The sequence below is a fragment of the Amycolatopsis thailandensis genome (assembly GCF_002234405.1).
Classification (GTDB): domain Bacteria; phylum Actinomycetota; class Actinomycetes; order Mycobacteriales; family Pseudonocardiaceae; genus Amycolatopsis; species Amycolatopsis thailandensis.
Genome location: NZ_NMQT01000103.1, coordinates 66,156 through 78,963 on the forward strand (window position 1 = coordinate 66,156; position 12,808 = coordinate 78,963).

The following is a 12,808-nucleotide window of genomic DNA, read 5'->3' on the forward strand; positions in this document are numbered from 1 at the left end:
GAAGGCCCCCTTCACTGCGTCTAGCGCAATGAAGGGGGCCTTCACGTACTTGCCCGTCGGTGGGTGACCCGGTGGTTTCGAGTGGCCGAGGGGACGGCGCGTGTGATCCGATGGACGACACGCGTGACGGATTGGACGACACGCTCCCGGCTGGGTCCTGCCGCGTGACGTCCGTCTGGACACGCGTGTCGTCCATCGGATCACACGCGTCGTCCATCCCGTCACGCGAAACCGCCCGCTAGCCGGTACCTGGGACACGGTCGGCCCCAACCCGAATCGCCACTCACGACCAGCTTGCTCTGCGCGTGCCCGGCTGCCTGACTCCGGCAAGCCGTGAAGGCCTCCTTGCCTACCTTCAGGGTAGGGAAGGAGGCCTTCACGGACTTCAAGCCGGCCGAGCGAAGCACGAACGGCGGGCGGCACCGTATTTCTGCCCTTTTCGATCGGCTGAAAGGCAATTCACGGGACCGAAAAGGGCAGTCCATGGGGCTGAACGGCGCACGCCGAAAGGAGCAACTCAGCTCGGGTTCTTTTCCAGGTATTCCGTCCAGACCTTCTTCGGCACGCACATTCGCCACGAGTCGACGATCAGCTCCCGTAACTCCTCGTAATCGATCGCGGACAGCCGGACGCGAACCCACTGATACCGCATATCGGACGGAATCGGCATCATGAACTTGTCCGGCTCGCCCGCTACCAGCGCTTCCCTCTCCTCTTTGGGATAGCCGAATCCCATCACGGTTTCGTCAGGCGAGAGCGAAAGGAAGACGATTCGTCCCACGCGGAACTTCGCCCGGTCCCGTACCAGCGCCTCATAGGCGCGCGGCAGGTCCGAAGTGATCCGTCTGACGTCATCCCCGGTTACCATTTTTCCACCATTCTCCGCTGTCTGTTCCCCAGTCACCCTTGGCGCCCATGGTGAAGGCGACGTAAAGGTATTCGTCGAGGATCTTCGCCAGTGACACGGGCCTGCCCACAAGGGTGGGGATCTTCTCCCCGTCGTCCCCCGCCTCCGCGATCACCGCGGTGGCCCACTCGCGGCCGAGCCGCAGGTGCCTGCCGAACGCGGCGCCGTCGCGGTCGCCGTGGAGGGCGGCAGCGATGGCGGCGTCCCACGGCATGATCGTGTTGGGCCGCAACGCATACAGCGCCTTGGCCGCGGCGGTCGGGCCCAGCGTACGCCTTGTCCGTCCCGCTGAGACGACGACACCCGAGAGGTCCGCGTACGCCCTCGCGGCCGTGTCGATCCCCGCGTCCGTCAGCCGGGCCAGGTCGACGGCGGGCAGTGCGGAGCCCCAGGTCTCCCACCAGATCCGGACCCCGTCGTCGAACGGGGCGGGCTCGCCTTCCCGCGGGTATCGGATACGGCATCCCCACGAGTTCAGCCAGCGCAGAAGAATTGCGCGATGTGCGGGCTGTGACAGGTCGATCGCGGACCGCGTTTCCGTGACAAGCCGGAGCCAAGACGTGTCGGCATTCGCGAAGCCGTTGAACACTTCGGCGGTGCGCCGGAGTTCGGCGAGTGGGGGCAGGGGGCCAGACATGGGCGCACCCTATCCGGTGCCACCAAGGGGGTGAATTTCCGCGTCCAACTATTGGACTTTGTACATTGAGTCACCTATTTGTATCTGCTGCATGGTTCATTGGTCCTTTAGGGTTGTGGCCAGGAAGGCCACAAGGATGGCGGTCACGCACTGCGATCGCGTTACCCCATCCAGGGGAGGAGTAAGGCATGGGCAGACCCGAGCGACCGTTGGACGGCTCCACTGGTCCGATCGCCGCATTCGCTCATGATCTGCGCGTTTTGAGGAACCGGGCGGGAAACCCGAGCTACCGGGAACTCGCCAGGACGGCACTGTTCGCGCCTTCCGTACTGTCCAGCGCGGCGAGCGGGCATCGGCTGCCCACGCTCGCCGTGACACTGGCGTTCGTCTCCGCGTGCGGGGGAGACCGGGCGGCGTGGGAACGACGGTGGCGGAGTCTCGCCGGGCAGACCGGGGGCGGCGTCGAGGTCCGGGAGGAACGGGCGCCCGTGCCGGCGCAAGCGGAGATACCGGCGGATGGCGCGCATGCGCTGGCATCCGGCGTCATCCATCTCGCCCGTCCGGCCCAGCTGCCCATGGGGTCGAGGACTTTCGTCGGCAGGGAAAGGGATCTCGCCGACGCGGCGGAGATGATCGGGGCGACCGGTCCGATCAAGGTGCCGTTGCTCGTCAGCGGTCCGATCGGGGTGGGCAAAACCGCCTTCGCGTTGCGGCTGGCCGAAGAGGTGGCGGCGGACTTCCCGGACGGGCAGCTCTACGCCGACCTGAGCAACAGCGGATCCGGCGGCCGGTCGGCCAACGGGATCGTGCGCGGCTTCCTGCGCGCGCTCGGCGTCCCGGCCCATCTCGTGCCCGACGACCCGATGCAGCGGATCGGGCTGTACCGATCCCTGCTGGCCGAACGCAGGTTGTTCGTTCTCCTCGCGGGCGTCAGCGACGAGGGGCAGGTGCGTCCGCTGCTGGGTCAGGCCCCGCACAGCCAGGTCGTGGTGACCAGCCGCGCCCGGCTGCTCGGGCTGGAGGACACGAACCGTGTCGAACTGGATACGTTCTCCCGTAAGGAATCACTGGCATTGATCGGCCGGATCGCCGGTCCGAGCCGAGTGCGGGCGGAGCACGACGCCACCGACTCGATCGCCGATCTGTGCGGGGATCTTCCGCTGGCGGTCAACATCGTCGGCCGCAAGATCGCCGCGCGCCCGGAATGGGCGATCGCGTACACGGCGGGCCAGCTCGCCGATCGCGAGCGGCTCATGGACAGCCTCAGCGTGGGCGACGTCAACGTCCGCGACCGGTTCGCCGCGGCGTACGAACATCTGTCGCCCGCCGAACGCGAGGCCATTCGCCACTTCGGGCAGAGCGGGGCGGGCTGGACGACGTCGATCGGCGTCGCCGCGGCGATGGGCATCATGATCGAGACCGCCGACGAACTCCTCGAGTCCGTCGTGGACGCCGGACTTCTCCAGCGCGCCAACGTCGCCGGCCGGTACGCGGTCTCCCGGCTGGTCAGCGCGTTCGCCGCCGAGCGGCAACGGGACCCGGATTCGCTCGCCGCCGCCGTCCCGCTGGTCGGCCGCCGGGCACGGAAGAACGCGTTCGAATCGCTGCGCCACGAGGCCGTGCGCACCCTGCCGGGTGGCTCGTCCGAAGGTTGATTGTTCTCACCGCGCGGCGCTACCGGTCAACGGGCCGCGCGGTTTGAATGAGTCGACGAATGAAGGCGAGCGAAATTCGGTGACACAATGCTGATTCTGTCGATGAAAGAGGGCCACGATGGCGGGATCGTGGCCATCGAGGACGGCAAGCTGCTGTTCGCGCTGGAGTCGGAAAAGGACAACTACCCGCGCTACGACCGGATCACCGGCGAGCTGATGGCCCGGGCTGCGGGCATGCTCGACAAGCAGCCCGACGTGGTCGCGCTCGGGGGCTGGGTCAAGGGCGAGTTCTCCGTGGAACCCCCGTCCCGCACGGGATACTTCGGTGTCGGCGAAGGCGCGATCTCCGACGAGGCTGGCAAGTTCTTCGGCAAGGACGTGCGCTACTTCTCCTCCACCCACGAGCGTTCGCACATCTACACCTCCCTCGGGATGGCCCCGGCGGCCCCCGGCCAGGCGTACTACTCTCTGGTGTGGGAAGGGAACATCGGGGACTTCTACCGGATCGACGAGCGCGGTGAGGCCACTCACCTGCAGCACGTGCTGACCGACCCGGGAGCGAAGTACGCGTACCTTTTCGCGCTGGCGGACCCGAAGTTCCCGCTGGGCAAGGGAAAGTTCCGGTTCAACGACGCCGGCAAGCAGATGGCGCTGACCGGGTTCGCCGAGCCGGGTCCGCTGACCCCCGACGAACAGAAGACCATCGATTTCATCCTCGACCGCGACGGCATCATCCTCGGCCTGTCCAAAGAGGAGATGTCGTGGTCCCATCTGTACAACGCGGGCGTCTGGTCGCAGGAGTACCGCAACGCCGCGGCGAAGCACTCGCAGGCGATCTTCAACCGGTTCTACGACTACGCGGAAAAGAACCTCACCGAAGGCCTGCCGTTGCTGATCTCCGGCGGCTGCGGCCTGAACTGCGACTGGAACCGGCTGTGGCGTGAGAGCGGCCTGTTCTCCTCGGTGTTCGTTCCGCCGTGCCCCAACGACAGCGGTTCCGCGCTGGGCACGGCCATCGACGCGCAGTGGTTCTACACCGGACAGGCGACCATCGACTGGGACGTCTACGCGGGGGAGAACTTCGTCGAGGACGTCGTCCCGGATCCGGCCAAGTACGAGACCCGGCCGCTCGTGGCGAGCGAGGTCGCCAAGTACATCAAGGACGGCAACATCATCGGCTGGGCGCGCGGCCGGTACGAGATGGGCCCGCGGGCGCTGGGCAACCGGTCGATCCTCGCCGCGCCGTTCACCGTGGACACCACCGTGCGGCTCAACAAGATCAAGCGCCGCGAGGACTACCGTCCGATCGCCCCGATCGCGCTGGAATCCGACGCTCCCAAGTGGTTCGTCGGCTCGGTGCAGGACCCGTACATGCTGTACTTCAACCACGTCAACTCCGACGAGCTGAAGGCCATCACGCACGTCGACGGGACGGCGCGTACGCAGACGGTGACGCGGGAACGCAACGCCGGAATCACCGACCTGCTCGAGGCGTTCCGCGAGCAGACCGGGTTCAGCGTGCTGTGCAACACCTCGCTGAACAACAACGGTCGCGGTTTCCTCAACCGCACCAGCGATCTCATCGAGTACGGGGAGACGTACGGCCTCGACGGCTACGTCATCAACGACACGTTCGTGACCCCGCGCGTTTCCTGATTCCTTACCCGACGGGGGTAAGGCCCGGATGCCACGTCCCAGCCGTGGTGTCCGGGACCCCGTCGTGCCCGAACGAAGTCTCGCCCGGAGGGGGAAGGTCATGCGAGTCGTGCTCGCGGGCGGCGGTGTCATCGCGCTGCTGACCGCCGTGGAGTGCGTGTCGGCCGGGCACGAAGTGGTGATCGCCGACCAGGCGGACATCCCGTTCAGCGGTGCCACTTCGTTCGACCGGCATCGCGTGCTGCGCGCGTTGCACCTCGGCGACCTCGCCACCACGGCGGCCGCGGTCGGTGCGCATCACGCGTGGATCGAGCTGGAACATCTGCTGTCCACGGCGTTCTACGAGCAGTCCGGCGCGCTCACCGCGATCGGGGCGGGCGAGGCGACGGCCGCGCGGGACCTGCTGAACGCGGCCGGTTCCAAGGCCGAGGTGTTCGGCGCGGACGACCTCGCCGCCGAATTCCCGCACGCCGGGTTCGTCCCCGGGACGGGCGCGGTCTTCGAGTCGCACGCCGGGGTCCTGCTCGCCGATCGGGTCCTGACGGCGTGCGCGGGCTGGCTGCGCTGGAACGCGAACGCGGAACTCCACCCGCACCGCAAGGTGATCGGGGTCGACGCCGACCGGGCCGAGGTCCGGCTGGCCGACGGCGGGATCCTGCGGGGCGACGCGGTCCTGCTGGCCGCCGGCCCGTGGTCCCGTGACCTGCTGGCCCCCGGGCTGGCCAGGGAACTCGTGCTGCACCGGCAGACGCTGCTCTACTGCGACGTCCCGCCGTCCGACGCCGCCGCGTGGGCGGCGACACCGGCGATCACGTCGCTCGGCTCCACCGGCGGCGCGTGGCTGGTGCCGCCGGTCGCCGGGACACCGTTGAAGCTCAGCGCCGCCAGTGCGTGCCGGGTGGTCGACGAGATCGGCGGCGCCACCTCGCCCTCGTGGTGGCGCGAGCACCTGATCGACACGTTCTCCGCGCTGATCCCGGGCTTCCGCCGGGACTGGCTGATCGACACCCGGGACTGCCACTACCTGGCCCGGCGTTCCACCCTCGGCCCGCTGCTCGCCGTCCTCGGCGACCGGGTCCTGTCCTACGCGGCGTGCGGCGGCTCGTCCTTCAAGTTCGCCCCGCTGATCGCCCGGTCCCTGGCCGCCCGCCTCACCGGCGCGAAACCGGTCCCGACCGGACTCGAACCGCTCGACCGGCCGCTCGTCCGCGCGTCCGGCGTCCACCCGTCCCGTCTTGCCCTCCGAGGTGTGTCGTGAAACTGCTCGCGCTGGAAGCCAGCCAGAACTCCTACTACTACCTGCCCCGGTACCAGCAGATCGAGGACTTCGGCGGGGTGCTGTACGTGCTCAACGGGGTCGGGACCGACGATCTCTGGCCGTCCGAGCGCTACCGGATCGCCGGCAGCAACCACATCGACGACCTGATCGAGCACGCGAAGGCCTGGCACGCGGAGGAGTCCTTCGACGGCGTGCTCACCTTCTCCGAATCGGGCGTCGTCCTGGTCGCCGCGGTGGCCGAAGCCCTTGGCCTACCCGGTATCGGGGTGGACGCGGCCCGGACGAGCCGGAACAAGCTGATCATGCGGCAGGCGCACGAAAAGGGCGGCGCCGCGCATCCGGACTACCGGTTCGTCGAGGACCTCGATTCCGCGCTGCAGGCGGCCGAGGACTTCGGCTACCCGGTGATCCTGAAGCCGACGCTCGGCGCGGCCAGCAACTTCGTCTTCCGCGTCGACGACGAGGAGAAGATGCGGGAGCGCTACGCGCAGGCACGCGAAGGCATCGACCGGATGACCTGGTACAACATGGAGGCCGAAGGGCTGGACCTCGGCCCGCACGGCCTGCTCGTCGAGTCCTTTCTGGACGGTCACGAGCATCTCATCGAGGCGCTCGCCTGGGACGACGAGGTCTATCTCGGGTCCATTGTGGACAGGGTAACGTCGGAAGGCGAGACCTTCGACGACGACGTGCACCACGCCCCGACGTCGCTGACCCCGGACCAGGTGGCCGAGGTGCAGGCCGTGGTGGCCGCCGGGGTGCGGGCGCAGGGCATCACCCGCGGCGCGCTGCACGCCGAGGTCCGGTTCCACCAGGGCAAACCGTTCCTGCTGGAGATCGCCGTCCGCCCCGGCGGCGGGGGACTCGACCACATGGCGCGGCTTTCGGCCGGATACGACCCGATCAGGGGGCTCATGGACGTCTCCCGCGGCGTGCGGCCGGACGTCCACCACTTCAGCCCGACCGGACTGCACACGGCCGCGATGTGCCTGATCTGCCCCGGCGGCGTGATCGCCTCGATCGAAGTCCCGCCGGCGGTGAACGAGTCGGAAGCCTTGTACTACCTCAAGATCTTCGCGAAGCCGGGTGACCTGATCAAGCGCCCGCCGCTGGGCAACAACATCTTCGGCGGGATCGGCGCGCTCGGTTCGTCGTTCGACGAAGCCATGCGCAACGCGAACGACCTGGCCGGGAAGATCGAGGTCAAGCTCAGCGAAACCCAGAAATAGCGTGGAGGAAACGTGTCACGGACAGCCACTCGACGGCATTACCTGATGGTCAGACCGACGTACTTCGACGTCGAGTACTCGATCAATCCCTGGATGGACCCGAAGAAGCCCACGTACACCGAGCTGGCCCTCGCCCAGTGGGAGTGGCTGCACGACCTCTACGTCGACCTGGGGCACCGCGTCGACCTCCTCGAACCGGTGCCGGGCCTGCCCGACATGGTGTTCGCGGCCAACGGCGCCACCGTGGTCAACGGGCAGGTCCTCGTCGCGCGGTTCCACCACATGCAGCGGGCCGGCGAGTCCGACGCCTACCTGGAGTGGTTCCGGGCCAACGGCTACCGGTACGTGCGGCAGGCGCAGTGGGTCAACGAGGGGGAGGGCGACTACCTCGTCGCCGGGAAGCAGATCCTCGCCGGGACCGGATTCCGCACGAACCCCGAGGCGCACAACGAATCCCGCGAGTTCTTCGGCTGTCCGGTGATCGGGCTGACGCTGATCGATCCGCGGTACTACCACCTCGACACGGCGCTCGCCGTGCTCGACGACGACACGGTCATGTACTACCCGGAGGCGTTCTCGGAGGACAGCCGCCTGGTGCTCAAGGAGATGTACCCCGACGCGATCCTCGCCTCGGAGCGCGACGCCGCCGTCTTCGGGCTCAACGCCGTGTCGGACGGTAAGCACGTCGTGCTCCCGCAGGCGGCCACCGGGCTGACCGCGCAGTTGCGGGAGCACGGTTTCGAACCCATCGGCGCGGATCTGTCCGAATTGCTGAAGGCGGGCGGCAGTGTCAAGTGCTGCACGCTGGAATTGCGTGCCGGTTAAGGAGAACTCCATGGAGTCAGCTGTGCGGGAGAGGACCGGGCGCACCACGCTGCGCCGGGTCCTCGTCGGGGCGGCGCTGATCGCGGTGCCCGCGGTGGTGGTCGTCGTGGTGCTCGGTCTGGGTTCGGCCTACGAACCCGTCGCGGGTACAGCGGCCAAGGCGACGACCGGCGGACCCGACACCTACGCACGTCTGCTGGTCGCCTTGCCGGTGATCCTGGGCGCCTGCTACCTGGCAGGCGTGCTGGCCAGACGGCTCGGCCAGCCCCCGGTGATCGGCGAGATCGTCGCGGGCGTCCTGCTGGGGCCCTCGCTGTTCGGGATCGTCTGGCCCGGTGCGTTCGGCTGGTTGTTCCCCAGCGGGGTGGTCTCGGCGATCAACATCCTGTCGCAGCTGGGCCTGATCTTCTTCATGTACCTGGTCGGTTCCGAGATCGACCTTGGCGCGGTGCGGAAACGCGGGTTCACCGCGGTGACGGTCAGCCAGGTCAGCATCGCGCTGCCGATGGTCTCCGGCATCGTGCTCGCGCTCGGCATGTACCCGCTCTTCGGTGGTGACGTCAGCTTCCTCGCGTTCGGGCTGTTCATCGCGGTCTCCATGAGCGTGACGGCGTTCCCGGTGCTGGCGCGGATCCTGACCGACCGCGGCATCTCGAAGACCCCGCTGGGCGCGCTCGCGCTCACCTGCGCCGCCGTCGACGACGTCGCCGCGTGGTGCCTGCTGGCCGTGGTGGTCGCCGTCAGCCAGGGCGGCGCGCCGTCGGAGGTCTTCCTGACCGTCGGGCTCACCCTGGTCTTCGTCGCGGCCATGCTCTACGTCGTCCGGCCGCTGCTGCACAAGCTGCTGACCCGCGTACCGGAGCCCGCCGTCCTCGCGATCCTGCTCGGCGGGATCATGCTGTCGGCCCTGGCCACCAACGAAATCGGCATCCACGCGCTCTTCGGCGCCTTCCTGTTCGGCGTGATCGCGCCGAGGAGGGACCCGGTCCTCGCCCGCGCCGCCGGGAAGCTCGGCAGCGTGACGCTGACCCTGCTGCTGCCGCTGTTCTTCGCCTACACCGGGCTGCACACCGAATTCAGCCTGCTCGGCTCCGGCTCGATGTGGCTGTGGACCCTGGCTGTCACGGCGGTGGCGGTGTTCGGGAAATGGGCGGGCAGTACCACCGCGGCCCGGCTGACCGGCGTCGGCTGGAGCGAGTCGCTGTCGCTCGGGGCGCTGATGAATTGTCGCGGGCTGACCGAACTGGTGGTGCTCAACGTCGGCCTCCAGTTGAAGGTGATCAGCCCGACGGTGTTCGCGATGCTCGTGATCATGACGCTGGCTTCGACGATCGCCACCGCCCCCGCGCTCACCTTGATCGCCAAATTCGGGAAGAAGTCCGAAAAGGACTCGGACAAGACCGCCGGTCCAGCGGCGGCGGAAAGTAGATAGGACACCATGACCAGCAATCAGGAAACCCTAGTCGGCACGTTCGCCGAGGTCGTGCTCCCCGACGCGGTCCGGGACGCCATCGGGAGCGACCTGCGGTCCTTCGCGAACCCTGTCGAGGACATCGACCGGTCGCTGGCGATGCTCCGGGTCACGTTCTCGAAGCTGCCCATCGACCAGTTGCAGACGATCCTGGACTTCGGCAGGCACGTCGACACCCCCGGCGTGGCGCTCGTGCGCAACCTGCCGGTGGACCCGGAGCTCCCGGAGACGCCGATCGACGGGGAACCCAGCAAGGACAAAGAGACCTTCGTCGCCGAGACCGTCCTCTTGGGACTGAGCCAGCTGCTCGGCGAGCCCGTCGGGTTCACCACGGAGAAGAGCGGACGGCTCGTGCACGACGTCGTCCCGGTCTCGGCCGGCGCGCGGAGCCAGACCAATCAGAGCTCGCACGTGTTCCTGAACTTCCACAACGACATCGTGCACGACGACCTCGGCCGGTACGACGTGTCCAATCCGGACTTCCTGGTGCTGAACTGTGTCCGTCAGGACGGGAACAAGGAGGCCGTCACCTACTACGCCGACGGCAGGGACATTTCCGCCGCCCTGGACCCGGAAGTACTCGACGTCCTGCGCCGTCCGCTGTTCCGGCTCAACGCCCCTGGCAGTTACGTGCGCGATGTGGCCAAGGGGGCCGACGTGCTGTCCGACCTCGTCCCGGTGATCTCCGGGCCGGCGGACTCGCCGGAGGTCGCGGTCTCGGCCAACGGCGTGGTGGGGGAGACCGTCGAGGCGGAGCAGGCGCTGGAGGAGTTGCAGCGGGTCTGCCGTGAGGTCGCGCACCAGGTCAAGCTGGAGCCGGGGACGGCGCTGCTGATCAACAACCGGAAGGGCCTGCACGCGCGGTCGCAGTTCTTCGCGCGGCACAACGGGCGTGACCGATGGCTCCAGCGCACCTACATCCGGCGCAGCCTGTGGACGATCCGGTACCGGGGCACGACGGAGGACCGGCGGGTGCACTGAGGCCCCCCGCGCTCCCTCCCTTGCGCGGGTTCGTAAGTCCGTGAAGGCCTCCTTGAGGGACCCAGGGTCCCTCAAGGAGGCCTTCACGGACAGCCATGTTCAGGATCGCTCCCACCCGGGTAACCGCCGCGGAAAGCACCCGACGGGAGGGAGTCCCCGATGGCCGACAAGCTACGACCGCCGCAGCAGCAGGAGCCGCCGGGCGTGACGTCCGAGATGGACCCGCGGCCTCGCGACTCCATGGAGGACTACGAGGGCCGCGACCTGCTGAAGGGCAAGCGCGCGCTCATCACCGGCGGCGACTCCGGGATCGGCCGCGCGGTCGCCATCGCCTTCGCGAAGGAAGGCGCCGACGTCGCGATCGCTTACCTCAACGAGCACGAGGACGCGAAGTACACCGAGGAGCGCGTCCGCGCCGAGGGGCGCGAGTGCCTCCTCCTGCCGGGTGACCTGGCCGGGGCGGCACAGTGCCGCGAGATCGTCGACCGGACCGTGCGCGACCTCGGTGGCCTGGACATCCTGGTCAACAACGTCGCCACGCAATGGCCGGTCGACTCCCCGGAGGAACTCACCGACGAACAGTGGACGCACACCTTCGACGTGAACATCCACAGCTTCTTCCGGGTGACGAACGCCGCGCTGCCCCACCTCGGTGAGGGTTCGGTGATCATCAACACCGGTTCGGTGAACGGTCTGCGCGGCAACAAGTCCCTCATCGACTATTCCGCGACCAAGGGTGCCGTGCACGCCTGGACGTACGCCATGGCGCAGGCGCTGGCCGATCGCGGCGTCCGGATCAACTGTGTCGCCCCGGGGCCGGTGTGGACGCCGCTGATCCCTTCGACGTTCCCGCCCGAGAAGGTGGAGAAGTTCGGCCTCCAGGTCCCGTTCGAGCGCGCCGCTCACCCCGACGACCTCGCGCCGTCGTACGTCTTCCTGGCTTCCAACCGGCTTTCGTCGTACTACAGCGGCGAGGTCATCGCCGCGCTCGGCGGGGAGACGACGCCCGGCTGAGGCGCCGCGGCCCGGGGAGCCGGGCGCCTCGGCCAAGACTCCGGCAACCGGTATTCGTGGTCCCGAGGAGGTGAATGATGGGTGACGTCCGGAATCGCTGGACGGCGCCGTTCGGCTGGGTCGCCAGGGTGTTCCGTATTCCCGGAGAGGAACGCCGGAGCCTCGTCCAGACCACCAAAGCCGCGGCCGCGGCGGTGATCGCCTGGGTCGTGGCGACTTCGGTCCTCAAGCTGCCGCAACCCTTTCTGGCACCTTACGCGGCCGTGTTCCTCGTACAGGCCACCGTCTACCGGTCGCTGCGAGGGTGGGCGCAGCAGGTCGGCGCGGTCAGCGTGGGAGTACTGCTCGCCGCGGGCGTGGGCCACATCGTCCCCTCGGTGACGGTCGCGCTCGGGATGGTCGTCTTCGGCGGATTGCTGATCGGCTCGTGGCGGGGGTTCGGCGACTCGGGGGTCTGGGTCGGGGTCACCGGCATGCTGCTGATCTCCTACGGCAGCGCGACGGAACCCGTCCTGCTGGCGGACAGGCTGCTGGAGACCGCGCTGGGGGCCGCGATCGGCGCGGTGGTGAACGCGGTGGTGCTGCCGCCGCTGCACGGGGAGCGCTTGCGGGCGGCGACGTCCCGGCTGGCGTCGGCGATCGCGGACGTCCTCGACGAGACCGCGGCACTGGTCCGCGGCGGTGAACCGCCCGAAGCGGCCGACGCAGTGCAAGACCGGATGCGCGACGTCCGCAGCCTGGTCGCGGAGGCGGAAGACGCGATCGGCTGGACCAGGGAAGGCCGGTTCCTGAACCTTCGCGGACGGCGTGAGGCCCCGGAAGCGCCCCTGGAGAACCTCGTGTCCCTGTGGCCGCCGCTCGCCCAGTTGATCGACGCGGTGAGCGAGGCGGCCCGGAGCGAGCAGCCGTTCCAGCATCCCGGCGAGCACGCGCGCGGAGTGGTCGGTGACCTGCTCGAAGCGCTCGCCGAAGTAGCCCGTTCGGGTGACCCGGACCGGCTCGACCGATGCCGCGAGCTGGTCGGCGAGATCGATCACCTGCTCGTCACGCCCACGGACGAGGTCTCGACGTCGATCGGGCTGGGGGCGATGGCCCTGCCCGCCCGACGTCTCGTCCAGCGGCTTCACGCCGATTAAGCCGGGGCGACCATGGGT

General features: G+C 68.5%; 11 protein-coding genes. 9 read left to right on the top strand and 2 right to left on the bottom strand.

Annotated elements, in window-relative coordinates; all coding sequences use genetic code 11:
• Window positions 1-517: 517 nt before the first annotated feature.
• On the bottom strand, window positions 518-868 hold the full coding sequence (locus tag CFP71_RS28830) for an MmcQ/YjbR family DNA-binding protein (RefSeq protein ID WP_093937098.1): 351 nt from the start codon (window positions 866-868) through the stop codon (window positions 518-520).
• On the bottom strand, window positions 852-1,544 hold the full coding sequence (locus CFP71_RS28835; protein WP_093937099.1) for a hypothetical protein: 693 nt from the start codon (window positions 1,542-1,544) through the stop codon (window positions 852-854). The genes CFP71_RS28830 and CFP71_RS28835 overlap by 17 nt, the downstream gene beginning before the upstream one ends.
• A 188-nt stretch (window positions 1,545-1,732) precedes the next feature.
• Between CFP71_RS28835 and CFP71_RS28840 the strand changes: the two genes are divergently transcribed.
• The 9 genes from CFP71_RS28840 (at window position 1,733) to CFP71_RS28880 (ending at window position 12,790) form a co-directional block, all read left to right on the top strand.
• Entirely contained in the window at window positions 1,733-3,199 is a 1,467-nt protein-coding gene (locus CFP71_RS28840) for an NB-ARC domain-containing protein (RefSeq protein ID WP_093937100.1), read from the top strand.
• 87 nt (window positions 3,200-3,286) lie between these two features.
• Complete coding sequence (locus tag CFP71_RS28845; protein ID WP_093937101.1) at window positions 3,287-4,855, top strand: carbamoyltransferase C-terminal domain-containing protein; 1,569 nt, start codon at window positions 3,287-3,289, stop codon at window positions 4,853-4,855.
• A gap of 100 nt (window positions 4,856-4,955) precedes the next feature.
• Window positions 4,956-6,113 carry an NAD(P)/FAD-dependent oxidoreductase gene (locus tag CFP71_RS28850; RefSeq protein ID WP_093937102.1) on the top strand — a complete coding sequence of 386 codons (1,158 nt, stop codon included), beginning with the start codon at window positions 4,956-4,958 and terminating at the stop codon, window positions 6,111-6,113.
• Window positions 6,110-7,363, top strand: coding sequence for an ATP-grasp domain-containing protein (locus CFP71_RS28855; RefSeq protein ID WP_093937103.1), 1,254 nt, complete (start codon window positions 6,110-6,112; stop codon window positions 7,361-7,363). The genes CFP71_RS28850 and CFP71_RS28855 overlap by 4 nt, the downstream gene beginning before the upstream one ends.
• A gap of 12 nt (window positions 7,364-7,375) precedes the next feature.
• On the top strand, window positions 7,376-8,188 hold the full coding sequence (gene ddaH, locus CFP71_RS28860; protein ID WP_093937104.1) for a dimethylargininase: 813 nt from the start codon (window positions 7,376-7,378) through the stop codon (window positions 8,186-8,188).
• 10 nt (window positions 8,189-8,198) lie between these two features.
• Window positions 8,199-9,620 carry a cation:proton antiporter gene (locus CFP71_RS28865; RefSeq protein ID WP_093937105.1) on the top strand — a complete coding sequence of 474 codons (1,422 nt, stop codon included), beginning with the start codon at window positions 8,199-8,201 and terminating at the stop codon, window positions 9,618-9,620.
• A 6-nt stretch (window positions 9,621-9,626) separates the two neighbouring features.
• Window positions 9,627-10,640, top strand: coding sequence for a TauD/TfdA family dioxygenase (locus tag CFP71_RS28870; RefSeq protein ID WP_093937106.1), 1,014 nt, complete (start codon window positions 9,627-9,629; stop codon window positions 10,638-10,640).
• A gap of 159 nt (window positions 10,641-10,799) precedes the next feature.
• Entirely contained in the window at window positions 10,800-11,654 is an 855-nt protein-coding gene (locus CFP71_RS28875) for an SDR family oxidoreductase (RefSeq protein ID WP_093937107.1), read from the top strand.
• 77 nt (window positions 11,655-11,731) lie between these two features.
• Window positions 11,732-12,790, top strand: a complete 1,059-nt coding sequence (locus CFP71_RS28880; RefSeq protein ID WP_093937108.1) for an FUSC family protein — start codon at window positions 11,732-11,734, stop codon at window positions 12,788-12,790.
• The last annotated feature ends 18 nt before the right edge of the window (window positions 12,791-12,808 follow it).